Source organism: Streptomyces sp. NBC_01549 (assembly GCF_026339955.1).
Taxonomy (GTDB): domain Bacteria; phylum Actinomycetota; class Actinomycetes; order Streptomycetales; family Streptomycetaceae; genus Streptomyces.
In genome coordinates, this window is sequence record NZ_JAPEPW010000002.1 from 2,042,828 (window position 1) to 2,068,595 (window position 25,768).

Here is a 25,768-nt window from a genome sequence, read left to right on the forward strand (position 1 = left end):
GCCCCCCGCCCGTCGAGGGCGGGGGGTTCCCCGGACATGCGCGTTCTCCTGCGCACATGCAGTACGTTCGGGTCATGTCCCAGCCCGCCAAGTCCTCACGTACACCAGCCACGCCCGACGCGCCGGAGAGCGCCGCGGGCAGTCGTGCCGCCGCCCAACGGCTCAAGATGCGCCGAGAACTGGCGGCCGCGGCCATGGAGCTGTTCGCGACCAAGGGGTACGAGGCGACCACCGTCGACGAGATCGCGGCCCGGGCCGGGGTGGCCCGCCGCACGTTCTTCCGCCACTTCCGCTCCAAGGAAGAGGCGATCTTCCCCGATCACGACGACACTCTGATCCGCGCGGAGGCGGTCCTCAACGCGGCGCCGGCGCACGAGCACCCGCTCGACACGGTGTGCCGCGGCATCAAGGAAGTCATGACGATGTACGCGGCCCAACCCGAGATCTCCGTCTCGCGCTACAAGCTGACCCGCGAGGTACCCACGCTCCGGGAGGCCGAGATCGCCTCCGTGGCCCGCTACGAGCGGCTCTTCACCCGCTATCTCCTCGGCCACTTCGACGAGCACGCGCACGACGACGACGCGAACGACGATCCGCTGCTCGCGGAGGTCGCCGCATCGGCCGTGGTCACGGCGCACAACCATGTCCTACGGCGCTGGCTGCGGGCGGGGGGTCAGGGTGACGTCGAGGCGCAGCTGGACCACGCCTTCTCCATCGTGCGCAAGACCTTCGGGACGGGGATCGGCGCCGGCCGGGAGACCACGCCCCGGTCGACGCCCGCGTCCGCCTTCACGGAGGGTGACGTCCTGGTGACCGTGGCCCGGGTCGACGCGCCCCTGGATCAGGTGATGCGGACCATCGAGCAGGCGCTGCGGGAACGGTCGTAGAACGCGGGCCGCAGGGGCCTTCCGCCACGGAACCGCGGCTCCGCCGCTCATCCTCGTACCTCTGTTCCCGGCCGAGAGGCCGAGCCCCGTTCCGAGGGTGCCGCACGGGGCGCCCCGGGTTCCCGCCGAACTCCTCCCGCGATGCGTGGAGTTGACCGATCTTCTCGGCGCGCGGCACGGCGCGGGGCCGGCGGGTGCCGCAGTTGATCGCGACGGCACGACGGCCGGCCATACACGGGAACACTCTCCGCCCCTTCCACACCTCCACACCGGCACCCTCACGTCGCGCCACCGACACCGGACGTTCTCCGACACCGGCCCGCGACCCCGCCGTCCCGGCCCCCAGAACGGCCCGCGGTACCGCCTCTGACCAGTGCTTTTTGATCGATCATCGGTCGTTCTGATCGATCATCGCTCACGTGTTACGTAAAGATTTCACCTGAGCGAAACTCATGGCACTCCGTGCCTTGCGAGGTGACACGGCGTGCCATACGTTGATGTTGTCCGGGCGGCCGGCGTGCAGAGACCATTCGTACGCCGGCTGTCCCCGCAAGCCACGGCGAGCGCGCCCGGACGCCTGCGTCACAGGCAACCTTTTGCGCCAACCCGGCGCTGCCACCGCACCACCACCTCCGCCGAACCGACGGCACACCCCTCACTCCCAGCAGCAGCACCGACGTAACCCTCAGCGTCTTCCCTCGAGACGCTCATCGCCGGAGGCAATACCGTGAAGGACATCCTGGACGCGATTCAGTCGCAGACCGCCACGTCCGCCGACTTCGCCGCTCTTCCGCTCCCCGAGTCGTACCGCGCGATCACCGTGCACAAGGACGAGACGGAGATGTTCGCGGGGCTCACCACCCGCGACAAGGACCCCCGCAAGTCGATCCACCTGGACGACGTGCCGGTGCCGGAGCTCGGCCCGGGCGAGGCCCTGGTGGCCGTCATGGCCTCCTCCGTCAACTACAACTCGGTCTGGACCTCGATCTTCGAGCCGCTGTCGACCTTCGGTTTCCTGGAGCGCTACGGCAAGCTCAGCGAGCTCACCAAGCGCCACGACCTGCCGTACCACATCATCGGTTCCGACCTCGCGGGCGTCGTCCTGCGCACCGGCCCCGGCGTCAACGCCTGGAAGCCCGGTGACGAGGTCGTCGCGCACTGCCTGTCCGTCGAGCTGGAGTCCAGCGACGGACACAACGACACGATGCTCGACCCCGAGCAGCGCATCTGGGGCTTCGAGACCAACTTCGGCGGCCTCGCCGAGATAGCCCTCGTCAAGTCCAACCAGCTGATGCCCAAGCCCGACCACCTGTCGTGGGAGGAGGCCGCCGCCCCGGGGCTCGTGAACTCCACCGCGTACCGGCAGCTGGTGTCGAGGAACGGCGCCGGCATGAAGCAGGGCGACAACGTCCTCATCTGGGGCGCGAGCGGCGGACTCGGCTCGTACGCCACGCAGTTCGCGCTCGCCGGTGGCGCCAACCCCATCTGTGTCGTCAGCAGCGAGCAGAAGGCCGACATCTGCCGGGCGATGGGCGCCGAGGCGATCATCGACCGCAACGCCGAGGACTTCAAGTTCTGGAAGGACGAGCACAACCAGGACCCGAAGGAGTGGAAGCGGTTCGGGAAGCGGATCCGTGAGCTGACCGGCGGCGAGGACGTCGACATCGTCTTCGAGCACCCGGGCCGCGAGACCTTCGGCGCCTCCGTCTACGTCACCCGCAAGGGCGGCACCATCGTCACCTGCGCCTCGACCTCGGGCTACAACCACGAGTACGACAACCGCTACCTGTGGATGTCCCTGAAGCGCATCATCGGCTCGCACTTCGCCAACTACCGCGAGGCCTGGGAGGCCAACCGGCTGGTCGCCAAGGGCAAGATCCACCCGACGCTCTCCAAGGTGTACTCCCTGGAGGAGACCGGGCAGGCCGCATACGACGTCCACCGCAACCTCCACCAGGGCAAGGTCGGCGTGCTCGCGCTGGCGCCCCGCGAGGGCCTGGGCGTGCGCGACGAGGAGAAGCGCGCCCAGCACATCGACGCCATCAACCGCTTCCGGAACGTCTGAGGTCCCCAGATGACAGAGCGTCAGCGTCAGAAGGACCGGCCGTGGCTCATGCGCACGTACGCCGGTCACTCCACGGCCGAGGCGTCCAACGAGCTGTACCGGCGCAACCTCGCCAAGGGGCAGACGGGCCTCTCCGTGGCCTTCGACCTGCCCACGCAGACCGGGTACGACCCCGACCACATCCTCGCCCGCGGCGAGGTCGGCCGGGTCGGCGTGCCGGTCTCGCACCTCGGTGACATGCGCCGGCTGTTCCAGGACATCCCCCTGGAGCAGATGAACACCTCGATGACCATCAACGCCACCGCCATGTGGCTGCTGGCGCTCTACCAGGTCGTCGCCGAGGAGCAGGGCGCCGACATCACCAAGCTCCAGGGGACGACGCAGAACGACATCGTCAAGGAGTACCTGTCACGCGGGACGCACGTCTTCCCGCCAGTGCCCTCGCTCCGGCTGACGACGGACATGATCGCGTACACGGTCTCCCACATCCCCAAGTGGAACCCGATCAACATCTGCTCGTACCACCTCCAGGAGGCGGGGGCGACCCCGGTCCAGGAGATCGCGTACGCGATGTCGACGGCCATCGCCGTGCTGGACGCCGTCCGCGACTCGGGGCAGGTGCCCGCCGAGAAGTTCGGTGACGTCGTCGCCCGCATCTCCTTCTTCGTGAACGCGGGTGTCCGGTTCATCGAGGAGATGTGCAAGATGCGGGCTTTCGGGCGGATCTGGGACCAGGTCACGCGCGAGCGGTACGGCATCCAGGATGCCAAGCAGCGGCGCTTCCGGTACGGCGTCCAGGTCAACTCCCTCGGTCTGACCGAGGCGCAGCCGGAGAACAACGTCCAGCGGATCGTCCTCGAAATGCTGGCCGTGACGCTGTCGAAGGACGCACGCGCGCGTGCCGTGCAACTGCCCGCCTGGAACGAGGCGCTGGGGCTGCCCCGGCCCTGGGACCAGCAGTGGTCGTTGCGCATCCAGCAGGTGCTGGCGCACGAGAGCGACCTGCTCGAGTACGAGGACATCTTCGAGGGCTCGCACGTCATCGAGGCGAAGGTCGCGGCGCTCGTCGAGGAGTCGCTCGCCGAGATGGACCGGATCGACGAGATGGGCGGGGCGATGGCCGCCGTCGAGTCGGGTTACCTGAAGTCGCAGCTGGTCTCCTCGCACGCCGAGCGCCGGGCCCGGATCGAGGGTGGCACCGAGAAGATCGTCGGCGTCAACATCTTCGAGTCGACCGAGCCGAACCCGCTCACCGCCGACCTGGACGCGGCGATCCAGACCGTCGACCCGGCGGTCGAGGCCCGTGTCGTGCAGGCTCTGCATGATTGGCGCCGCAACGCTGATAAACTCGCCTTGTCCGACAACGCAGTTGAAGGACCTACCGCCGGGCAGGCGGAAAGTGACGCCTGTGGAGGCTTGTGTAAGACCGCGCCCTTCGGGGATCGGCAAGGGCCGCCGTTCAACCACTCGCGGCGATGCAGGGCGTTGGGGCGGCTGAGAGACTCAGCCGCCACCGACGCCAATCTGATGGAAGCCACCTTGGAGTGCGCCCGCGCCGGGGTCACGACCGGCGAGTGGTCCGAGGCCCTGCGTGAGGTGTTCGGCGAGTTCCGCGCCCCGACCGGCGTCTCGTCCGCGCCCGTCGCGGTCACCGCCGAGGAGGGCACCGCGCTGGCACTGGTCCGCCGCAAGGTCGAGGAGACCGCCCGCGAACTCGGCGTCGGCAAGCTCCGCTTCCTGGTGGGCAAGCCGGGCCTGGACGGGCACTCCAACGGCGCCGAGCAGATAGCGGTGCGAGCCCGCGACGCCGGGTTCGAGGTGGTGTACCAGGGCATCCGGCTCACGCCCGAGCAGATCGTGGACGCGGCCGTCGCCGAGGACGTGCACGGCGTCGGCCTGTCCATCCTGTCCGGCTCGCACGCCCAGTTGGTACCGGACGTGCTGGAACGGCTGCGCGAGGCCGGTGCGGCCGACATCCCGGTGATCGCCGGCGGGATCATCCCGAACGCCGACGCCGAACAGCTGCGGGCCGCGGGAGTGGCCGCGGTCTTCACACCGAAGGACTTCGACATCACCGGAATCATCGGTCGTATCGTCGACGAGATCCGGAAAGCGAACAAGCTCGACCCCCTGGAGGTCCCCGCATGACCACGCCCGTCAACCGCCTTCGCCCGCGGCGTTCCTGCCTGGCCGTGCCCGGCTCGAACCCCCGCTTCCTGGAGAAGGCCCAGGGCCTCCCCGCGGACCAGGTCTTCCTGGACCTGGAGGACGCCTGCGCCCCGCTCGCCAAGCCCGAGGCGCGGCACACCATCGTGAAGTTCCTGAACGAGGGCGACTGGACCGGCAAGACGCGGGTCGTACGGGTGAACGACTGGACGACGCACTGGACGTACCGCGATGTCGTCACGGTCGTCGAGGGCGCCGGCCAGAACCTCGACTGCATCATGCTGCCGAAGGTGCAGGACGCCCAGCAGGTCGTCGCGCTCGACCTGCTGCTGACGCAGATCGAGAAGACGATGGGCTTCGAGGTCGGCAAGATCGGCATCGAGGCGCAGATCGAGAACGCGAAGGGGCTCGTCAACGTCGACGAGATCGCGGCCGCCTCACCGCGTGTAGAGACCATCATCTTCGGCCCGGCCGACTTCATGGCCTCCATCAACATGAAGTCGCTGGTCGTGGGCGAGCAGCCGCCGGGCTACCCGGCGGACGCCTACCACTACATCCTGATGCGCATCCTGATGGCCGCCCGTACGCACGACCTCCAGGCGATCGACGGCCCCTACCTGCAGATCCGCAACCAGGAGGGCTACCGCGAGGTCGCCCGGCGCGCCGCCGCCCTCGGTTTCGACGGCAAGTGGGTGCTGCACCCGGACCAGGTCGCCGCGGCCAACGAGATCTTCTCGCCCTCCCAGGAGGACTTCGACCACGCGGAGCTCATCCTCGACGCGTACGAGTACTACACGTCCGAGGCGGGCGGCAAGAAGGGCTCCGCGATGCTCGGCGACGAGATGATCGACGAGGCCAGCCGCAAGATGGCCCTGGTCATCTCGGGCAAGGGCCGGGCGGCCGGCATGCAGCGCACCAGCAAGTTCGAAGCCCCGGAGGCCTGAGCGGCATGCAGTTCGGACGCACGTACGAGGAGTTCGAGGTCGGCGCGGTCTACAAGCACTGGCCCGGAAAGACGGTCACGGAGTACGACGACCACCTCTTCTGTCTCCTGACCATGAACCACCACCCCCTCCACATGGACTCGAACTATGCGGAGAAGACGACGGACTTCGGCAAGAACGTCGTCGTGGGCAACTACATCTACTCGCTGCTGCTCGGCATGTCCGTCCCGGACGTCTCGGGGAAGGCCATCGCCAACCTGGAGGTCGAGTCGCTGAAGCACGTGGCGCCGACCTTCCACGGCGACACGATCTACGGCGAGACCACGGTCCTCGACAAGACGCCCTCGAAGTCGAAGAGCGACCGCGGGATCGTCTACGTCGAGACCAAGGGCTACAAGCAGGACGGCACGCTGGTGTGCGTGTTCCGCCGCAAGGTCATGGTCCCCACCGAGACGTACATCAAGGAGCGCGGCGGCGAGCAGCCCGGCCGCCCGGAGCTCACCGCACCTGCGGAAAAGAAGACGGAGAAGTAGCCATGGCGCGACTCGCCCAGACCGCCGGTCTCACCGACGTCCAGCAGGAGATCCTCTCCACCGTCCGCGACTTCGTGGACAAGGAGATCATCCCGGTCGCGACCGAGCTGGAGCACCGCGACGAGTACCCCCAGCAGATCGTCGACGGCCTCAAGGAGTTGGGCCTGTTCGGCCTGATGATCCCCGAGGAGTACGGGGGCCTGGGCGAGTCCCTCCTCACCTACGCGCTCTGCGTCGAGGAGATCGCCCGCGGCTGGATGTCGGTCTCCGGCATCATCAACACGCACTTCATCGTGGCGTACATGCTCAAGCAGCACGGCACACAGGAGCAGAAGGACCACTTCCTGCCCCGGATGGCCCTGGGCGAGGTGCGCGGCGCGTTCTCGATGTCGGAGCCGGGTCTCGGCTCGGACGTCTCCGCGATCACCTCGAAGGCGGTCAAGGACGGCGACGAGTACGTCCTGAACGGTCAGAAGATGTGGCTGACGAACGGCGGCTCGTCGAACCTGGTTGCCGTGCTCGTACGAAGTGACGAAGGACACCCCGAGGGCACCGCGCCGCACAAGTCAATGACGACCTTCCTCGTCGAGAAGGAGCCCGGCTTCGGAGAGGTCCGCCCCGGCCTCACCATTCCCGGGAAGATCGACAAGATGGGCTACAAGGGCGTCGACACGACCGAGCTCATCATGGACGGACTGCGCGTTCCGGCCAATCGTGTACTCGGCGGCACCACGGGCCGAGGGTTTTACCAAATGATGGACGGAGTCGAGGTCGGCCGCGTCAATGTGGCGGCACGTGGCTGCGGTGTCGCACAGCGCGCCTTCGAGCTGGGTGTCTCCTATGCCCAGCAGCGTCACACTTTCGGCAAGGCGATCGCACAGCACCAGGCCATCCAGTTCAAGCTGGCCGAAATGGCCACCAAGGTCGAAGCGGCCCATGCAATGATGGTGAACGCGGCTCGCAAAAAGGACTCCGGAGAACGAAACGACCTCGAAGCAGGGATGGCGAAGTACCTCGCCTCCGAATACTGCAAGGAAGTCGTCGAGGACGCTTTCCGGATCCACGGCGGCTACGGCTTCTCCAAGGAGTACGAGATCGAGCGTCTCTACCGCGAGGCACCGATGCTGCTGATCGGCGAAGGTACCGCCGAAATCCAGAAAATGATCATCGGGCGCCGACTGCTCGAAGAGTATCGACTTCAGGGTTGAGCGGGGTTTGATGTCCGGGTTCGGGGTGTTTTCTTCGAGAACAAGATCACACCCCGTCAACACTCTTGGGCCGCCGACTCGACTTCTTGGCTTGCCCAGTTGTGGCCCATGACCGGTACGATCCCGGGAAAGCCGCCGTCCCCCGTTCCAGCGCGGCATCATCCGCTACGAAGGTCATCCATGCCCCACAGCCAAACCTCTGCACCTCGCGGCCGGGTCCGCCTCGCGCGCGGAGCATCGCCGTGGCTTCTCCCGACCGTTGCCACCGCAGCACTCAGCCTGGCCAAGGCACGCCGCTCCGGCGCCGCCAAGGCCGTGGCCGTACCTGCCACCGCGCTCGCGGCCGGCATGCTGTGGTTCTTCCGCGACCCCGAGCGCGAGATCGCCCCGGGCCGGGTCATCTCGCCCGCCGACGGTGTGGTGCAGAGCATCATGCCGTGGAAGGACGGACGCACCCGCGTCGCGATCTTCATGAGCCCTCTGAACGTCCACGTGAACCGCGCGCCGCTCTCCGGCACGGTGACCTCGGTCGAGCACATCCCCGGTGGGTTCGTTCCGGCGTTCAACAAGGAGAGCGAGAACAACGAACGCGTCGTCTGGCATTTCGACACCGAACTCGGCGACATCGAGATGATCCAGATCGCCGGCGCGGTCGCCCGCCGTATCGTTCCTTATATCCCGCAGGGTACGAAGGTCGAGCAGGGCGACCGGATCGGTCTCATCCGCTTCGGCTCGCGCGTCGACATCTACCTCCCCGAGGGTGTCGAGGTCGATGTGGAAGTTGGTCAGAAGACCGTGGCTGGGGTGACTCGAATTGACCGTGATTGATCCTGAGACACAGGCCGGCTGGGTGCCGGAGGCCGACGAGGTGGGCGACGAGGAGGAGATGCCCCTCTCTCTCCGCCTCTCAATAGCGGACACCCTCACCCTCGGCAACGCCACGTGCGGCTTCATGGCGGTGTACTTCACCACCACGGGCATTCTGATCCCGCACCTCACCGGCAGCCAGGAGTCGGGCATGGGGCGCCACAGCGCCGCCACGGCCGTCATCCTGATGCTCTGCGCCGCGGTCTTCGACCTGTTCGACGGCCTCGTCGCCCGCAAGCTGCGCTCCTCCCCCATGGGCGCGGAACTGGACAACCTGTCCGACCTGATCAGCTTTGGCCTGGCCCCGGCGTACTTCGTCCTCGTCTACGGCATGGTCGCGGACGACGCCCACCAGAGAGTGGCGGCGCTCGGCGCGATCGTGGTGTTGCTCGCGGTCGTCCTCCGCCTCGCCCGCTTCTCCTGCGTCACGGTGAAGGACGGCACGTTCCAGGGCATGCCGTCGCCCTTCGGAGCGCTGACGGTGGTCTCGATCGTGCTCCTGGAGCTTCCCTTCGCGGCGACGCTGATGGCGATCCTCGGCACGGCCTGGCTGATGGTGAGCCGGGTGGAGTACCCGAAGCCGCGGGGGCGCCTCGCGGTGGCGGTGCTCTCCTGGCTCGTCCTGGCCATGGGCCTCCTGGCGGCGTGGGCCTTCGACGCCCCCAGCGGTCAGCTCCTCCTCCAGACCGGCTGTGCGCTGCAGCTCGTCATGGGTGCGGTGATTCCGCTGTTCGCGACGGCTCGGCGCGTGAACAACTTCCGGGACAACCGGCGTGAGGCGCGGGCGGCGCAGCTGCCGTAGCGTTTCCTCGTACACGCTCGAAGGGGCCCGAACCGGAAATCCGGTTCGGGCCCCTTCGCTGTATCCGCCGCAACGGGTTCTCTCTAAACGGTTCTCTCGAAACGGGTTCTCCGGCGGAAAGAACGGGGTCAGGTCAGGAAGTCGTGGGCGATGTTCTGGGCCACCGTTTCCAGGATCGGCCCCGCGTCGGAGATGCACCGCGCGATATCGGGCTCGGCCTCCGTGAGGGGGTACGCACGCCGGATGCCGGCCCTGCCGAGCGCCTCCGGGCGCAGCGCCAGGCGCCCGCACACCGCGACGACCTCCTTGCCCGCGGCACGGGCGGCCGCGGCCACCCCCGCCGGAGCCTTGCCGTGCAGGGTCTGTTCGTCGAGGGATCCCTCACCGGTGATCACCAGGGTGGCCCTGGCCAGCGCGGGCGCGAAGCCGAGGACATCGAGCATCACCTCGATACCGGGACGGAACCGGGCGCCCAGGACCAGCGCACCGTAGCCGATACCGCCCGCGGCCCCCGCTCCCGGCGCCGCGGCGTACTCCGTGGCCCTGGACCCGATCGACTGCTCCAGAACCGCGGCGAAGTGCCCGAGAGCCGCGTCCAGGATCTCCACGTCGTCGGGGCTCGCCCCCTTCTGGGGGCCGTACACGGCGGGCGCGCCCTTCGGTCCGGTGAGCGGGTTGTCCACATCGCTGGCGAGGACGAAGTCCACGGAGGCCAGACGGGGGTCCAGTCCGGACAGGTCCGCGGTCGCCACGTCACTCAGCGCCGCACCGCCGGGAGCCACCGGCTCCCCCTCCACGTCCGCGAACCGCGCCCCGAGCGCGGACAGCATCCCCGCACCACCGTCCGTCGTCGCGCTCCCGCCCACACCGAACACGATCGTCCGGGCCCCGGCGTCCAGGGCGGCCCGCAAGAGCTCCCCGGACCCGTACGTGGACGACGTCAGCGGCGCGAACACCCCGGCGGGCAGCCGCTGCAACCCGCTCGCCTCCGCCATCTCCACCACCGCGGTGTCGCCGCGCAGCGCGAAGGCGGCGGTGAGCTCGTGGCCCAGCGGGCCGGCGACCCGTACCTCCCGCCGTTCGAACCCGGCCGCGACCGCCGCGTCCACGGTCCCGTCGCCGCCGTCGGCCACCGGCAGCGCCTCGATCTCGACATCCGGCGCGACGCGGCGCAACCCGGCCGTGACGCGCTCCGCGACCTGTACGGCGGTCAGCGACCCCTTGAACTTGTCCGCGGCGATCAGCACCCGCGGAACACGCCCGGTGCCCGCACGTGTCGTCTTCACAGCAGAGTCCGCCACCTTGCATTCCCCTTGCTTTCCGGCCTCGCACACGTCAAGGCAGTCGCGCCGCTGCGACCTTACGACGGGGTGCGCGATTGAGGTCGGGCCGTGTTGGCCTGGCGGGTTGGCTGGTGGTTGATTACCGCATGGCCGCGCGGTCGGAGACCAGGCCGGCGATGGCCTGGTAGGTCTGGTCGAAGTACTCGCGGCGTCCGATCCAGCGTTGCAGGGGCCGCCACTGCTTGTGCTCGGCGTTGGCGTGCTCGACGCAGATCCGCTCGGAGGACTGCTGCTTGCGCGCTTCCTCCCAGGCCGCCAGGTCCTCGGGCGGGGCATCCTTCTTCGGCTTCAGCGGCGGCGCTTGGACCTGGGCGGGGAACTGCTTGGCCAGTCCCCGGTAGCCGGCGTCGACCTTGGCCTTGACCTGGGGGAACCTCTCGAACAGGTCGCAGATGCCCTCGGTCTTCAGCGCGGTCTGGTCGTGCTGGCGGCCGGGCCGGAAGGCACCCGCCCACAGGGTCCGGCCCTTCTCGTCGGTGACGACGGTGGCCTTCTTGGTGTTCTGCCGCATCTTCCCGGAGATGAATGCCCGGCGTCCGGGCTTGTTCGCCCGTGGACGTCGGACCCGGACCTCGGTGGCGTCGATCCGCAGTTCCACTCCGTGGGAGGCGGCGTAGGCGAAGACATCGGCCAGGGTGCGAAGGCGCAGGTCGGGACTTCCAGGGACGGCGAAGCCGCGGGCGGCGAGCAGGGGGCGGATCTCGTGGACCGCGCGGGTGATCGTGGAGCGGTCCACCTCGTAGAACAGGGCGAGGACGGCATGCGGAAGCTGGAAGCGCAGGATGACCAGGGTGGCGACGACCCGGTCGGTGAAGACGAGTTGGTGGTCGGGACCCGCTCCGGCGGCGCGCTGCCGGTCATGGCCCCGGCGTTCACGCAGCTGGGACTCCTGCCCGGCCACCCACGGCCCGGCCAACTCCGCGACCAGCTTGCCCAGGCGACGGCGCGGGATCCCGGTGCAGATACGATGGCTCAAGGCCGTGCGGGCCCCTCTTGACGTCACAATCATGATCGTCCCGCACGGCCGTTCGCATGCTCAGACCGGGGTTTCAGCTACCGCGCACCACGTCGTTAACCGGCGGACGCCCCCGTCGTCATGCCCCGACCGGACGGTGGAACACCGCACGCTCATGCCCGGAATCGGGTAAACCGGAACTATGACCTCTGTGGGCACTGAGCTCGCGGACCGCGTCCTCGGGGGCTGGCTGGGCCGGATCGCGGGCAACATGCTCGGCAAACCGGTCGAGCAGGGCGACCACTGGACGCGGGACCGCATCGACCGCTATCTGCGACAGGCCGCCGCCCTGCCGCTCACCGACTATCTTCCCGAGCCCGTCACCGACGGCGACGGCGACGAGTTCGAGCTGCGGCCCGAGTGGCGAAGTTGCGTGCGCGGCCGGATCCACGGCAGCTGTCGTGACGACGACGTCGACTACGCGATCCTGGGCCTACATCTGCTGGAGACGCACGGTTTCGGTTTCAGCACCGAGCAGGTCGGCGACCTGTGGCTGCTGCGGCTGCCGTATCTGCAGACGTTCACCGCGGAGCGGGCCGCGTACCGCAACCTCGCCAACGGCATCAAACCGCCACTGACAGCGACGTACGACAATCCCTATCAGGAGTGGATCGGCGCCCTGATCCGAGCCGATGTCTACGGGTGGACCTGTCCGGGGGCGCCGAGCCGGGCGGCCTCGCTCGCCCGTCGAGACGCCGTGCTGTCCCACACCGGCAACGGCGTGTACGGGGCGATGTGGGCGGCCGCGCTCGTCTCGGCCGCGTTCACCGCGCCCACGGTCCGGCAGGCACTGGACACGGCGCTGACCGTCATCCCCGCGAGCAGCCGCCTCGCCCGCACCGTACGCCGGGTGCTCACACTCCACGAGACCCGGATGACCTGGGAGGACACGCTGACCACGGTGTCCGAGGAGACCGCCGGGCTCGGCTGGATCCACACGATCCCCAACGCCGCCGTCCTCACGGCCGGGCTGCTGTACGGCGACGGCGACTTCACCCGGACCATCACACTGACCGTCCGCGGCGGCCTGGACACCGACTCGAACGGCGCGACGGCGGGCTCAGTGGCCGGGGTCCTGTGCGGGGCCGCGGCCATTCCCGCGCAGTGGAAGGACCCGCTGGAGGACACCGTACGCAGCGCGGTGTTCGGCTTCGACGGCGTACGGATCAGTGAGCTGGCCGCGCGGACGCTCGCGCTGACGGAGTCGAAGGCCGAGGCCCGGCATCCGTCCGATGCGGGTCGCGATGTCCGGGGCCGGTCCTAGGTCCTGTCGTCGGCGCCCTCGAAGTCCCGTACGTACGGCTGGCGTTGGAGGTGGCACCCCTGCTCAGCCTGATCTGCCACTGCGCGGAGCCGGGCGGCACGTCCGAGGAACGGGTGCGGGGGCTCGTTACGCTTCGGGGATGACCACTCCAGACTTCGCCACGTACATCGCGGGCCTCCCCCGTGTCCTCGCCGGAGCCGCCGCGCTCTTCCGCGACGGTGACGGCCGGGTGCTGCTCGTCGAGCCGAACTACCGCGAGGGCTGGGCCCTTCCCGGCGGTTAGGCAAAGCATCCCTAGATGTCTCAGAGCATCGGCCCGGCAGCTACCTTTTCGCTGGAGAGTCGTTAGCCACATGGTCACCTCGTTGTCTCAGGGAGAGCCATGGACTACTTCTTCACGTCACGCGTCACCGCCCGTCGTCACTACCAGGCAGTGCCCGGAGTGGCTCTGGACGGGGCCACGTACACGAGCCGGAGCAGGGCTCTCAAGGACGGAACTCCCTTCTTCCTCGGCGCGGACATGCGACCGCTGGAGCCGCACTGCTCGTTCTTCTACGAGCTCGCCAAGACCCTTGAGGCCAAGTCGCTGCGGGACTACACCTACGACTTCCTCGACCTGGACGACTTCCTCGCACGCCTGGATCCCCCGTCCGACCTGCTGTCTGCCACCGAGGACGATCTGATCGCCTACCGCGATTACTGCATCGAGTACCGCGACGAGCCGATGGCGCCGGCTACCTGGAAGCGCCGCAGAGCCACAATCAACAGGTTCTACGACTGGGCCGTCGATGAAGCCCGGCTCCTCGACCGGCGCCCGTACTATCGCAAGAAGAACGGCCGCGACATCCTCAACTGGGGAGCGACCAGCGAACTCGATGTACGCCATCTGACGTTCGAGCAATGGTGGTTCCTGGACCGGGTCGGCCTGCGTGGGCTGCTACCCGACGGCACGGCGGATCCCGCCTTCCGCTCCGGCCATGCTCTGCGGGACAGCTGCGGCGGGAATCTCTCCATCACGACGGGCCTGCGGCTGCGGGAGTTCAGCGCGTTGCTCGACATCGAAGTCGGCTCTCCTCGTCGGGACGGCTCGACCAAGGAAGTCGAACTGCAGGCGATCGCGAAGTTCGGCCTTCCCAGAACCACTGAAATCCAGGACTCCACGCTGCGCGAACTGGACTGGTACCGACGGACCGAGCGGGCCGGTTTCCTTCGCAAGGCCGCGAAGAACCTGCACCGGCAGCGAGATGAGTTGTTCGTAGTCGATGACATCGACACGCGCGCGATGAAGGTCAGCGGCGTCCAGGACGGCCGGCGACGCACGTACAGGATCAAAGCGATGAAGGCGCCACTACGGCGGATCACAGTCATTGAGGGCGAGCACGGGCTGGAGTCTATGGCTCTGTTCGTCGGGCGCAACGGACGGATGATCAGCAGCCAGCGCTGGGAGCAGGTCTTTGCCGACGCGCACGCGAGAGCGGTGCGGGTCGCGGCCGAACACAATCTGCCGCTGGAGATGCCGGGGCAGGTCCGGATCCATGATCTTCGCCATACCTTCGCCGTATACATGCTGGAGCAACTGACCGAGTTGGTCCGCGCCCAGGACGAGGAACAGCAGCGCCTCACCGGCCGCCTGCACGCCTATGCGGCAGATCACGTGTCCCGTAACCCGTTCCTGACCGTCATGCGGCTCCTCGGGCATCGCCGTCCCGAATCGACCATGCGATATCTGACCTACAAGCGGAAGACGAACCTGCTCGTCTCCCGTGCGGTGAAGGACTGGAACGATCAGGACCGCACGTACGCGGACTTGGCCGCTCGCCAGGCCGCAGGGTGGTCGGATGTACAGTCCCGCCTCGGTGAGCCCGAAGTCGCCCACGCGCTGGGGGTGAGTCCTGAACAGGGGGCCGCCCTGAGTGCCGGCGAGCTCGACATGGGCGTCACCAACTGCAAGAACCCTCATGACTCGCCGCACAGCACTCCCGGCAAGCTCTGTCATGTCGCCCCGGCCATGTGCATGGTCTGCACCAATGCGGTCGTGTTCGTCTCCCAACTGCCGCAGCAGTTGTTGCTGTCCGATCACATCGAACGGATGCGCCTGACGCAGCCACCGCCGGTCTGGGATGCGGTGTGGGGCCGCCAGGCCAAGGCGCTGGCCGAAGTGTTCGAGGAATGCGCTGAGCACATTCCCGCAGCGCGCCGGGCCATCCAGGAGCAGGACATCCGACTGAATCTGTCGTTGGGCATGCGAACGGAGTACGACCGATGACCATTCCCGCCGCGATGGACAGGCCGGTCTCTCGGACCTTCGCTGACGATGAACCCGTCTACGCCAGTATGCCGGGGCAGCTCCCCGGCGTTCGGGGGCCGGCCTTCGGTCGCATCGATGAGTGGCCCTGCGATTGCCTCCGACGGCCGGCGAACAAGATCCCGGCACAGTGGAAGTGTGTGTTCCCGATCGATCCGGTCTGGAACTTGCGCGTACGGGAAGTGGCATTCAGCATGCTCAACCCCAATCACCAAGCTTTGCGGAACGCCGGAATCTTCCTGCCCAGAAAGAAGTGGGCCACCGCCACGGTCATCAAGGTCTGCTTCAGCGTGTCGCAGCTCGGGGCCTGGGCGCGTCGCGAAAAGATGCCGGACAGCTTGCACTTCTGGTCGCTCGAGGACTGGCAGGCCTACGTCGACCACTGTGCGTCAAGTACAAAACCGGAGTCCGTGCGCAGCGCGGTGGGAGCCGTACGCCACCTGGTCCGCTTCTCCGCCGTCCTCACAGGCACCGCCCCACTGGAAGACCCCTGGCCAGGTCGGACAGACAGCGACGTGGCCAAGGTCGCCACTGGTGACGAGCTGGCTACACCCTCGATCGCACCGGAAGTCTGGTGGCCGCTTCTACGGGCCGCCTGGTCCTATATCGATCGATATTCCGCGAGCATCCTGGATCAACGCGACCGCGAAGCAGAGCGGGCATCAGCACCCCGGCTGACCCAAGCCACCCTCAGTGCCGAAGTCATCAACGAAAAGCTGGAGTTGTGGCTGACCAACCCGGCCAACCTGGTACCCGTCAGCGACCGCGAGAACAGGGTCAACCCGAAGGGCTCACCCATCTGGAGCTCCTTGAGCCGAGCGGTGACGGCAGGAGCCAGCTCGACAGTCTTCGCCACCAAGAACAACCGGCAAGGCACGGAACGTCGGCAGAAGGTCACGCGGATGATCGAAAGCACTGGCCGGATCCGGCCTGTCCGCCCCACCGCCGCCAAGCAGTTCGAATCGGACTACGCCGACTACGCGACACGCCGCCGCTCATCACCGTCCATGGATGCCACGCTCCAGAAATGGCTTGCCAACCCGGCAAATCTCATCCCCGTTCACGCTGAAACGAGTCGGCTCGCTCCCGGAGAGCCGGTGTGGTCGGCACTGGAATCCCTGCTCTATGACACCTCGGAGCGGGTGGATGTCTTCGGCAGCGGCAGCAAACAGGGGCGCCGTCGACGCGATCTGGTGCTACAAGCCGCAGTCGGCGAGCGCCGGACCGTGTACTCGGACAGGCAACTGGACAGGGATCTGCGGATGCTCCGGGCATCCTGCTACATCTTCGTGGCGGCGTTGAGTGCGATGCGAGACAGCGAAATCCAGGAAATCCAGCGCGGTGCGCTCACCCAGCACTACGGAGCACCGGCGATCGGCTCCCAGAAATCCAAGGGAGATCTTTCAAGGCCACGCGCCAACTGGTGGATCATCGAGCCGGTCGCGCAGGCCTTGGCAGTGGCCGAACGGTTGACCTGGCACGACACGCACATCTTCGCCTCGATGGCGCCTCCCAGCGAGGACGGGCCTGCCGGACGAGCACGCGCCGGGATCTCGGCGGCCGACGACATCGACTTCTTTATCGAGACGGTGAATACCACCCGGCACCTCACTGGTCTGGAGGAGATCCCTCCTGGGCGGGTACGCCCGCACATGTTCCGCAGGACCATGTCAATCATCGCCAGCCAGCAGCCGGACGGCGACATCGCCCTGGGCATTCAGCTCAAGCACGCCGCGCGCCGGGCGCTGGCCAATCGCCTTACCGGTGCCTACGGCAAGACCGATGCCAAGTGGGCGAAGGAGTTCGACACCGATCTGCAGACCGCGGCGGCCCAGAAGCTGGCCGGACTCCTCAAGGCCCGCCGAAGCGGGGCCACCATCGCGGTCGGCCCCGGTGCCGCCCGTTTTCACGCCGGGCTCGACAAGGTCAACGCCGCCATCGAGGCGAACTCGACGCTGCGGGCCCAAGTCGCAGACGAGCGACTGGAGATCACCCTCCTGCGGGACGAGTTCGCGAACCTCCACCTGGGCACGGTCAACCACTGCCTCTGGAACGCTCCCACCGCAGAGTGCCACAACCAACTCCCGCCTGCTCAGCGCGGCCAGGCCCCACTGCTGGGCGCCTGCCAACCATCGCGTTGCCGCAATTCCGTCCTCACCTTGTCGCACGAGCGGATCTGGCGCATGGAGGAGTCCGACTTGATGGAGTTCCTGAAGAAGAAGCTCTCCAAGCCGCTGCGCGAGCAGGCCCAGACCCGGCTCGACGAGGTCCGCACCGCCACCGCGCAGATCGACAAGCTGAAGGAGAACCTCTGATGCCGGTGTCCGCCGCTACTGCCGTCAAACTCCGGGAAGCCATGGCCCGGCTCCTTGCCGGAGAGCCTCTGCACAGTGACGGCGCGCTGACCAAGGAGAATCTGGCCCGCGAAGCCCAGGTCAGCCATGCCAGTGTCCATCGGGCCGAGGACATCCTGGCCGAGTGGAACGCCCGCATCCCGCAACCTGTCCTCCGTACGCCTGGCGAGGTTCAGCGTGACGAAACCATCGCTGAACTCAAGGCGAAGCTCAGGAAGGCCAACCTGAAGGTCACCGAGCTGCAGAGCAAGCTTGACGCCCTGGCCACGGTGACGGCCAACCTCTACCACGAGAACATCGATCTGAAGAAGAAGCTGAGTAAGCAGCAGCAGAGCCGCCTCACCGTTCTCAACGGCGGAGTATGACGAGTCGGGATGCGCACGCTGAGGTGCGTATGTAGCCGAGAAGCACGACGGCAAAGGGCTCGGGAACCGGATTGGGCGGATCACTGCGGCCGAGGGGACATCTGCGGGTGGACCTCACCGTGTGGGCGCGACCAGGCCGATCTCATAAGCGAGGATGACGAGGTGGACCCTGTCGCGTGCGTCGAGTTTGGTGAAGAGCCGTGCGAGGTGCGCCTTGGCCGTGGCCACGCTGATGGAGAGCTCCTCGGCGATCTCGGTGTTGGACAGGCCGCGGCCGACGAGGGTCAGGACCTCGCGTTCCCGGCCGGTGATGCTGTCGACTACAACCCGGCTGGCGAGGGTGTGCTCGGGCCGTGCGGCGAACTCCCCAATGAGACGGCGGGTGACGCTCGGAGCTATGAGAGCGTCACCGGCGGCGACGATCCTGATCCCGTCGAGGATGGTCTCCAGCGGCATGTCCTTGACGAGGAAACCGCTCGCTCCGGCGCGCAGCGCGCCGTAGACGTACTCGTCGTCGTCAAAGGTGGTGAGGACGAGTACACGGGTCTTCGACTCCGGATCCGCGTTGATCCGGCGAGTGGCCTCGATGCCATCCATTTCGGGCATGCGGATGTCCATGATGGCGACGTCCGGCCGTAGCCGTTGGACCAGCTCCACCGCCTCGGTGCCGTTCCCAGCCTCCCCTGCTACCTGCAGGTCGGGGGTGTCGGCGATAAGGACACGCAGGCCGGTGCGGATCAGGGGCTGGTCGTCAATCAGAACGACACGGATCATTGTCCCGCCTCCACGGGTACCGGCAGCCGCGCTGCCACGCGGAAGCCGCCTTCCTGGCGCGGCCCGGCGCTGAATTCGCCCTGCAGCAGACTGACCCGTTCACGCATACCGGCGATGCCGTATCCGGAATCTGCGACGGTGCCGCCGCAACCGAGGTCGACGATATCGACGGACAGTTCGTCGAGGCGGTAGTCGACCGTCACGCTGCAGTCCCGGGTGCCGGAATGCCGCACCACGTTGGTGACCGCCTCCTGGACGATACGGAAGGCCGCGAGGTCGACGTCGGAGGGCAGATCACGTCGGTCCCCCCGCCATCGGACGTCGACCCGGACCCCGGCGGCTGCGGTCTTCCCAACCAGTTGATCAAGCGCGGCCAGACCCGGGGTCGGGTCGAGCGGCGCGGACTCCTGGTCGCTCTGCCGGAGCGCGCCGAGCATCCGCCGCAGGCCGAAGAGGGTCTCCCTGCTGGTGGCCTCGATGGCGTTGAGCGCGTTGCGCGTCTCGGCGGGCTGGGTGTCCATGACCCGGCTGCCCACGCCGGCCTGGATGGCGATGATACCGATGTTGTGCGCGACCATGTCGTGCAGCTCCCGGGCGATCCGCAGCCGCTCGGCCGTGACCGCCTGCTGCGTGGCCTGGGCGCGCACCGTGTCTGCGTGCGCCCGGTTCTGATGGATCGTGTTGCCAATCAGCCAGGCGATGACGACGGTCGACGCAAGGGCGGCCGGGACCGCGAGGTTGAAGAAGTAACCACTAGCAAGCCGCCAGAGCGTGTAGCCGGCCAGCGTGCCGGCCGGCAGCGCGGCGGCGAGTACCGAGGCGCGCCGTGAGCGGGTCGCAGCGGTGTAGCCCACTGCCGCGTCGGCCAGGAGGAAGAGTACGAAGGGTGTCTCCCGCACCGGCATCCCGAGGGAGAAGACGGTGCCCGCGAGCGCGATGGCCACGGCCGCCAGCGGGGCGCGGAACAGCAGCAGCGCGCCCACGGTCGTGACGACGGCGGTGACCAGGAGCGGTGCGTCTTCGATGTTGCCGTTGTACCGGAGCAGACGCAGCAGCTCGTCCGGTCGTTGGAACATACGCACCAGGATGAGGGCCGACCAGAAGGCCGCCACCCACACACCCGGTGGCACGCGTTTGAGCCGGGGTGGATGAGGAGTCGCGATCATCGATCGATCCTATCGATGCCCGTCCGCCGGGGCATTGGCCCACGGGCGTAATCCCCCGGGCTACCAGCCGGGCTCATAAGTGTGAACCACCGGCCGATGCCGGCTCCGCGCCCTCCCCGGCAGCTTGGACCCCGTGATCGAATCCACCCGACTGACCAAGCGATACGGCGACACCGTCGCCGTCGACAACCTGACCTTCACCGTGGAACCGGGCAAGGTCACCGGCTTCCTCGGCCCGAACGGCGCAGGCAAATCCACCACGCTGCGGATGATCCTGGGCCTGAACGCCCCCACCAGTGGGACCGTCACCGTGGACGGGGTTCCCTTCTCGCACCGCCCCCGCGGACTGCGCCACGTCGGCGCGCTGTTGGACGCTCAAGACGTCCACGGCGGACGCAGCGCACAGGCGCACCTGTCCGCTCTGGCCCGTAGCAACCGCATCCCGTTGTCCCGCGTGGACGAGGTCCTCCAAGAGGTCGGGCTGGCGAAGGTTGCGCGGCGCCGGATCGGGGGGTTCTCCCTCGGGATGAAGCAGCGTCTCGGCATCGCGGGGGCTCTGCTCGGCGATCCGCCAGTGCTCCTGTTCGATGAGCCCCTGAACGGTCTGGACCCCGAGGGCGTGCTGTGGGTGCGTGGTCTGTTCCGTCGTCTGGCGTCCGAGGGCCGCACCGTGTTCGTCTCCAGTCACATGATGGCCGAGATGGAGCACACCGCCGACCGGCTCATCGTCATCGGCCAGGGCCGGCTGATCGCCGACCAGACCCTGGAGGACTTCTCGGCCCGCAACACCTCCCTGGGCGTGACCGTGCACTCGCCCAACCTGGAGGCCCTGGAGGCCGTGCTGATCGCCGAGGGTGCGTCGGTGCGCCGGGAGAGCGACCAGGCAGTCCGGGTCACCGGTCTGACCTCGGCCCGGATCGGCGACCTTGCCCACCGGCACCGCCTGGTGCTGCACGAACTCGCCACCCACACCTCGTCCCTGGAGTCGGCGTTCATGTCCCTCACCGCCGACAGCGTCGAATACCTCGCAGGAGAAGCCCGATGAGCACAACGACGTTCTCCGGCACCAGTCCGTCCGAGCGCGCCGCCGAACCGGTGGCCAGGTTCGTCGACCTGCTTGCCGCTGAGTGGATCAAGATGCGGTCGCTCCGGTCCACCTACTGGGTGCTCACCCTCAGTGCCGTCGTCGCCATCGCGATCAACGTGAACGCCGTCCGCTCCGACCTGACGTACATCGACCAGCCGCATCCCCCGCTGCCCGGTTTCCCGCCCTTCAAGTACGACCCGCTGTTTCACGGCCTGGGCAGCATCGCCGCCGACGTCATGGCACTGGCCGCGGCCAGTTTCGGTGCCATTACGGTCTTCGGCGAGTACGCCACCGGAATGATCCGTACCACGCTCGCCGCCGCCCCCGACCGGCGTGCGGTGATCACGGCCAAGGTGGTTCTCGTCACGGCGATCACGCTCGTTCTCGGTGTGATCGTCTCCGTGACGTCGTTCTTCACCACCAACGCGATGCTGGCCTCACGCCACGTCGGCCTCTCGATCCACGACCCCGGCTGTCTGCGGGCCGTTGCGGCATACGCGCTGGTCATCCCGGTATGCGCACTCATCGGCATGGCGCTCGGCGCCGTCCTACGACACGCCACGGCCTCGATCGTCTCAGCAGTAGGCATGCTCTTCATCCTGCCCATGCTCTTCGGTGGCGAGAGGTACAGGTTCTTGAAGGAGATCGGCAACCACCTGCCGCTCGCCGCCCAGGGCCGGCTGACGCTGAACCCCGACTCCCAAACCAGCCTGGGCGCATTCCCCGCCACGATCACGGGCTCCTGGATAGCGCTCGCGGCCTGGGCGCTCGTCTCGGTGGCCGTCGCCGTGGTCGTCGTGCGGCGCCGGGATGTCTGAGACCGGCTCGGCTGTATGCAGCCCCTCTCCGCCCAGTACAGGGGGAAGCCGAACCTGCAGGATTCTGGAGTCGCCGCTGAGACACACCGCCCTCATCCATACCTCCTTGAGTCGCGCCGTGCAGCGCGCCTGCTGAGACGGTTGAGGGGTTGAGACATGCGAACTGTTCATAACGGCGGCACCATCGAGTCGGACGACGGGGAGACCCCGCGCCAGGGCGCGCGCCGCGAGACCGCCGAGGAGATCGGTCTCGACATCGTGCTCGGCCCGCTGCTCGCGGTCGACTGGGTACACGGGACGGCGCGGCCCCCGCTGGTCGCCTACCTGTACGACGGCGGAGTCCTCGGCGAACAGGAACTCAAGGCGATCCGGTTGCAGGAGGAGGAACTCCTGTCGTGGCGGCTGGTGCCACGGGAGGAGCTGGCCGAGTATCTGCCGAGCGCACTCGGCCGCCGGGTCCTCGCCGCGCTGGACGTGCTGGCCGAGGGCGAGGGAACCGCGGAGCTGGAGAACGGCCACCGGATGGGCTAGTGGCCGGTTGGCTCTGTCGGATTCGGCGGCTTCCCTACCTTTACTGGGCATTGATCGGCACAATTCCCGTGCGCCGCACTACGGCTCGAACTCTCGGCCGCGGGGGAGACGTCGGCGGCCCCGTTCGCCGACTTGTGGCGAGAGGCAGCCGAGGCGCGCACGAATCCGCATCTGCCCGGCAGCGGTCCCAAGCAGGACTACTACCCCATCGCTGGGAACGACATCGTCTCCCCGACCCTGCGCGACATCCGCCTCCAGGTCGCCAACCTCTCGGGAGCGAAGGACAGTTACTGCAGCCCGCCCTCCAACGCCCGGGAGCGCGCCGACTGGATCGCGGCGAACAAGGACATCATCAAGGCGGCGGCTCAGAACTCGGGGCTCCCGCCGGACATGGTCGCCGGTATCGCCTGGCAGGAGATCGACGGACAGCCCGGCATCCTGGACGACATCACCGACACCCTCCGCGAACAGGCCGATTCCCCACTCAGTCCGATCGCCCCCGAGAGCCTCCCCTGGCGTCTCGGCTGCGATCCCGACAACACGTCCATGGGGCCCATCGCCATCCAGGTGCGACGCGTAGCCGAGGTCCTCGGCTACGACCCCAACCACCTCACCGACCAGCAACGCGGCATGCGGCATGGTGGAGGATTCTCTCCAGGACCCTGCGCGGAACATCTTCATCGCCTCGGAGTACCTGGCCCAGCTCAAGGCGGAGAGCGAGTTCGCCAACGTGCCTGCGGAGGAGATGACGCCCGCCCAGTATCAGGAACTCGCCGCGCGTTACAACGGTGGCCCGTACTGGCAGACCGACGACGCCCAGGCCTACGGGCGTGGCTTTACGAACAATCTGGACGAGGTAAGGAACGCACTGCGCTGATGACCAGCCCTTCCCACGTGGACAACCACCGCGGCTGCCTGCGCCTGGTCCTCGCCGTTCCACTGATCCTGCTCACCCTTGTCGCTGCGTACTTCTGCTGGACGGCACTGACCATCCGTCCGTCCGGGCCCTGGGACGACGACGCGTATGCGGGCATCGTTCTCTCGTGCGTCCTGACCATCGGGGCTGCCGGTGCGGTGGCGGTGCTGTGGCTGCTGCCGTCGGTGCGACGGATCATGGGGTGGTGGTGGGTGGGCCCCGCCGTGCTGTTGGGTGTGATCGCGGTGATCCGATGGGTGACAGGCGGTCAAGCCGTCTAGGGCCATGGCTGCGTCGACCTACCCATATGGTCCTGCGGCGAGTGCTCCGAACGCTCTGTCCGACAGCCACGCGTCCGGGCTTGCGATTTCAGGGGTGAGTGACCGTGATCTGCAACGGTCCGCCGCCGGGCGCCGAGCCTTGGGACAGGCCTGCCACTATCTGCACGGTCCCGTCGGTCACCGCGAAGAGGCCGCCGTAGCCCCACCGACGGGCCTGTCCTGCCGAGCCGTTCGTGTCGGCGCGGACGGCTGGGTGCCGTCCTTGGAGACCGGCTGGAAGTAGTGGTCCAGCGCCCAGGCGGCCATGCGAGTGCCGGCCCGGCAGCCGACCGCGTCCGCCGTGCGGGAGTGGACGCCGCCCCACACACGGGCATCGACGACGTCCCGGTTGAGGCCGTCGGCGGACCCGTAGAACCGCGTGGTGCCGGTGACCTCGGAGGGGACGTGGAGGTCGATGCGCGAGGTGCCGAGGACGCCGGTCAGGGCGCGTGCAACGGCGGCGGCGACGGTCGTGTGGCCCGCGATGTAGTCCGGGTGTGGTGGGGTGAGGAGCAGCGGCTCCCAGGCCGGGTCTGCCGTCGTCGCGGGGTTGCCGTCGGTGTCGGCGAGGCGGATGGCGGTGATCGGCCGCCAGGTGCCGTAGTGGAGCTTGGCGTCCCATGCCGTGACGACGGCATCGGTCGCCGACGCGTTCACCGCGGCGAACAGCCGGGCCGTCTCGGCGATGCCGAGCCGGTGCCGGGTGGCGTGGTCGCGTACGGCTGTCTGGACCTGTTCGACCAGGTTGCCGCTGAAGAAGAGGGCGGTCTCGGTCTGCTGCGCGCTCCTGCCTGAGCCGGTCTTCCCGCCCATGGCCTTCAACTCCTGGACATCCTCGGCGTAGGCGGCCGAGGAGATGGCGGGTGGTCCGCCGGGGCGGAACTGCTGCGGGGAGGCGAGCAGGAGGGGGCGGAGCCTGGCGAGCCAGGTGTCGATGAAGGGCTGGAACGCGGGCCGGGTGGGCCGCCAGACCCCCGGTGCCGGGGAAGCGGTGAAAGGAACGTCCGCGAACCTTCCGTCGCCTTCCCGTAGTTCGATGATGCGGGCGGCGGCGCGCTTTCCGTAGTCAACGCCCCGGTCTCTGGCCTGACCGGCCGGAAGAGCGGCGAGCGAGTCCGCGTAGGCGGTGTCGAGCCGTTCCTTGAAGGCAGGGAAGTAGGTGAGCAGCACGTCGTGGGCCGCAGTGGCGGCGGCCGCCGCGGAGGATGCCTTGGCCGGACCGCGCTCGTGCCATTTGTACAGGGCGTAGCCGCCTTCGATCCCCACCACGGCGTTGTACACGGCGACGGAGACGAACCCCTCCCAGATCGCCGCCTGTCCGGAGGGGCGTGGGCCAAGGCTGGTCTTGATCGTGTCGGTGGCGATGGCGTTCCACTCGCGGACCACGGCTGCCGGGGCCGCCGCGGTCCGGGTGTCCGCGTCGTGGGGGCTTGTCGCGGCGGTGAGCGTCACGAGGGCGATGGCCGCGACGGCGCAGGTGAATCCCCGGACACGTGAACGCGGAGGAACGAGAAGAGGGGGCTCTTGATACACAGCGTCCTCCGTGGAGTCGAGTGCCCAAGGCTTAGCAACGGCCCACTGCATGAGCAAGACAACTCGCCGCAAACAGGGCAGGCCCAGGGCGCCCTCGACGCCTCACCGAACGCGACCACGTGCTCCCGTTCGCCTTCGACTGGCGGGTGCCCTTCGACAAGAACAGCGAACAGGCCATCCGGACGACCAAGATCCAGCAGAAGGCCGCCTGGCAGTATCCGGTCAAGCGATCGCGCTTGGTCGGGCAGCTGGACCACGTGGTCGTGAAACCCGGCGGCATTGAGGACTCAACAGCGCCCCGGTCGGGCCGATTTGTATGGCCGTATCCATCTGCGGACGTACGGCGCGGTGGAAGGCCATCTGCCGAGGAGCCGCGCGCCGTGGACGGAGATGGGCCGGCAGTCGGTCCCACTGGACGCGGGCCGGTGCGCGCTTGAGCTGACGTTGCCAGGTGCTGCGGTCGGGGTGCAGCCCGCGTACATAGCTCGACAGGCAGGCATCATGG

At 67.9% G+C, this 25,768-nt stretch carries 20 protein-coding genes and 5 pseudogenes; 19 read left to right on the forward strand and 6 right to left on the reverse strand.

What is annotated here, in order from left to right:
- The first annotated feature begins 74 nt into the window (after window positions 1–74).
- The 9 genes and pseudogenes from OG819_RS44465 (at window position 75) to pssA (ending at window position 9,472) form a co-directional block, all read left to right on the forward strand.
- Window positions 75–887 (forward strand): TetR family transcriptional regulator, encoded by an 813-nt coding sequence (locus OG819_RS44465; protein ID WP_266428555.1) that lies wholly within the window; start codon window positions 75–77, stop codon window positions 885–887.
- Window positions 888–1,614: 727 nt separating this feature from the next.
- A complete protein-coding gene (gene ccrA, locus OG819_RS44470) occupies window positions 1,615–2,952 on the forward strand; it encodes a crotonyl-CoA carboxylase/reductase (RefSeq protein WP_266428557.1) in 1,338 nt (445 codons plus the stop codon).
- Between the two features lie 9 nt (window positions 2,953–2,961).
- Window positions 2,962–4,293: pseudogene (locus OG819_RS58830) on the forward strand (methylmalonyl-CoA mutase family protein); the annotation flags it as partial.
- 111 nt (window positions 4,294–4,404) lie between these two features.
- Window positions 4,405–5,100 (forward strand): annotated as a pseudogene (locus OG819_RS58835) (cobalamin-dependent protein); the annotation flags it as partial.
- Window positions 5,097–6,062 carry a CoA ester lyase gene (locus OG819_RS44480; RefSeq protein ID WP_075029694.1) on the forward strand — a complete coding sequence of 322 codons (966 nt, stop codon included), beginning with the start codon at window positions 5,097–5,099 and terminating at the stop codon, window positions 6,060–6,062. The pseudogene OG819_RS58835 and the gene OG819_RS44480, both read left to right, overlap by 4 nt.
- 5 nt (window positions 6,063–6,067) lie before the next feature.
- Window positions 6,068–6,595, forward strand: a complete 528-nt coding sequence (locus tag OG819_RS44485) for a MaoC family dehydratase (RefSeq protein ID WP_266428565.1) — start codon at window positions 6,068–6,070, stop codon at window positions 6,593–6,595.
- 2 nt (window positions 6,596–6,597) lie between these two features.
- A complete protein-coding gene (locus tag OG819_RS44490) occupies window positions 6,598–7,803 on the forward strand; it encodes an acyl-CoA dehydrogenase family protein (protein ID WP_266428568.1) in 1,206 nt (401 codons plus the stop codon).
- Window positions 7,804–7,983: 180 nt separating this feature from the next.
- Complete coding sequence (locus tag OG819_RS44495; RefSeq protein ID WP_095851695.1) at window positions 7,984–8,631, forward strand: phosphatidylserine decarboxylase; 648 nt, start codon at window positions 7,984–7,986, stop codon at window positions 8,629–8,631.
- A gap of 22 nt (window positions 8,632–8,653) precedes the next feature.
- Complete coding sequence (gene pssA, locus OG819_RS44500; RefSeq protein WP_266634837.1) at window positions 8,654–9,472, forward strand: CDP-diacylglycerol--serine O-phosphatidyltransferase; 819 nt, start codon at window positions 8,654–8,656, stop codon at window positions 9,470–9,472.
- A gap of 128 nt (window positions 9,473–9,600) precedes the next feature.
- Here the strand turns inward: pssA and OG819_RS44505 are convergent, their stop codons facing one another.
- Together OG819_RS44505 and OG819_RS44510 are read right to left on the reverse strand one after the other, a co-directional pair.
- Entirely contained in the window at window positions 9,601–10,719 is a 1,119-nt protein-coding gene (locus OG819_RS44505; RefSeq protein ID WP_266634835.1) for a glycerate kinase, read from the reverse strand.
- 175 nt (window positions 10,720–10,894) lie between these two features.
- Window positions 10,895–11,824: a transposase gene (locus OG819_RS44510; RefSeq protein ID WP_266647792.1), complete on the reverse strand. Its 930-nt coding sequence runs from the start codon at window positions 11,822–11,824 to the stop codon at window positions 10,895–10,897.
- Window positions 11,825–11,972: 148 nt separating this feature from the next.
- Between OG819_RS44510 and OG819_RS44515 the strand changes: the two genes are divergently transcribed.
- The 5 genes and pseudogenes from OG819_RS44515 to OG819_RS44535 all read left to right on the forward strand — a co-directional run bounded on the left by OG819_RS44515 (window position 11,973) and on the right by OG819_RS44535 (window position 18,118).
- Window positions 11,973–13,094, forward strand: a complete 1,122-nt coding sequence (locus OG819_RS44515; protein ID WP_266630760.1) for an ADP-ribosylglycohydrolase family protein — start codon at window positions 11,973–11,975, stop codon at window positions 13,092–13,094.
- A gap of 139 nt (window positions 13,095–13,233) precedes the next feature.
- Window positions 13,234–13,374, forward strand: a pseudogene (locus OG819_RS44520) (NUDIX hydrolase); the annotation flags it as partial.
- Between the two features lie 240 nt (window positions 13,375–13,614).
- On the forward strand, window positions 13,615–15,360 hold the full coding sequence (locus OG819_RS44525; protein WP_266655091.1) for a site-specific integrase: 1,746 nt from the start codon (window positions 13,615–13,617) through the stop codon (window positions 15,358–15,360).
- Window positions 15,357–17,714 carry a hypothetical protein gene (locus OG819_RS44530; RefSeq protein ID WP_266655093.1) on the forward strand — a complete coding sequence of 786 codons (2,358 nt, stop codon included), beginning with the start codon at window positions 15,357–15,359 and terminating at the stop codon, window positions 17,712–17,714. Before OG819_RS44525 ends, OG819_RS44530 begins: the two co-directional genes overlap by 4 nt.
- Window positions 17,714–18,118 carry a hypothetical protein gene (locus OG819_RS44535; RefSeq protein ID WP_266655095.1) on the forward strand — a complete coding sequence of 135 codons (405 nt, stop codon included), beginning with the start codon at window positions 17,714–17,716 and terminating at the stop codon, window positions 18,116–18,118. Before OG819_RS44530 ends, OG819_RS44535 begins: the two co-directional genes overlap by 1 nt.
- A 114-nt stretch (window positions 18,119–18,232) precedes the next feature.
- Here OG819_RS44535 and OG819_RS44540 read toward each other — a convergent pair whose 3' ends face one another.
- Both OG819_RS44540 and OG819_RS44545 read right to left on the reverse strand, forming a co-directional pair.
- Window positions 18,233–18,892 carry a response regulator transcription factor gene (locus OG819_RS44540; RefSeq protein WP_266655097.1) on the reverse strand — a complete coding sequence of 220 codons (660 nt, stop codon included), beginning with the start codon at window positions 18,890–18,892 and terminating at the stop codon, window positions 18,233–18,235.
- Window positions 18,889–20,058: a histidine kinase gene (locus tag OG819_RS44545; RefSeq protein WP_266655099.1), complete on the reverse strand. Its 1,170-nt coding sequence runs from the start codon at window positions 20,056–20,058 to the stop codon at window positions 18,889–18,891. Before OG819_RS44545 ends, OG819_RS44540 begins: the two co-directional genes overlap by 4 nt.
- A 133-nt stretch (window positions 20,059–20,191) precedes the next feature.
- On the opposite strand from OG819_RS44545, the gene OG819_RS44550 reads away from it, so the two are divergent.
- From OG819_RS44550 to OG819_RS44570, 5 genes and pseudogenes are all read left to right on the forward strand, one after another.
- Window positions 20,192–21,103, forward strand: coding sequence for an ATP-binding cassette domain-containing protein (locus OG819_RS44550; protein WP_266655101.1), 912 nt, complete (start codon window positions 20,192–20,194; stop codon window positions 21,101–21,103).
- On the forward strand, window positions 21,100–21,963 hold the full coding sequence (locus OG819_RS44555; protein ID WP_266655103.1) for an ABC transporter permease: 864 nt from the start codon (window positions 21,100–21,102) through the stop codon (window positions 21,961–21,963). Before OG819_RS44550 ends, OG819_RS44555 begins: the two co-directional genes overlap by 4 nt.
- 174 nt (window positions 21,964–22,137) lie before the next feature.
- Window positions 22,138–22,494: pseudogene (locus OG819_RS44560) on the forward strand (NUDIX domain-containing protein); the annotation flags it as partial.
- A gap of 637 nt (window positions 22,495–23,131) precedes the next feature.
- Window positions 23,132–23,371 (forward strand): hypothetical protein, encoded by a 240-nt coding sequence (locus OG819_RS44565; protein WP_266655105.1) that lies wholly within the window; start codon window positions 23,132–23,134, stop codon window positions 23,369–23,371.
- Entirely contained in the window at window positions 23,371–23,691 is a 321-nt protein-coding gene (locus OG819_RS44570; protein WP_266630754.1) for a hypothetical protein, read from the forward strand. Before OG819_RS44565 ends, OG819_RS44570 begins: the two co-directional genes overlap by 1 nt.
- 177 nt (window positions 23,692–23,868) lie before the next feature.
- On the opposite strand, the gene OG819_RS44575 is transcribed toward OG819_RS44570, so the two are convergent.
- Window positions 23,869–25,182 carry a vanadium-dependent haloperoxidase gene (locus tag OG819_RS44575; RefSeq protein WP_266655107.1) on the reverse strand — a complete coding sequence of 438 codons (1,314 nt, stop codon included), beginning with the start codon at window positions 25,180–25,182 and terminating at the stop codon, window positions 23,869–23,871.
- Window positions 25,183–25,668: 486 nt separating this feature from the next.
- Window positions 25,669–25,761, reverse strand: a pseudogene (locus tag OG819_RS44580) (DUF4291 domain-containing protein); the annotation flags it as partial.
- Window positions 25,762–25,768 lie beyond the last annotated feature (7 nt).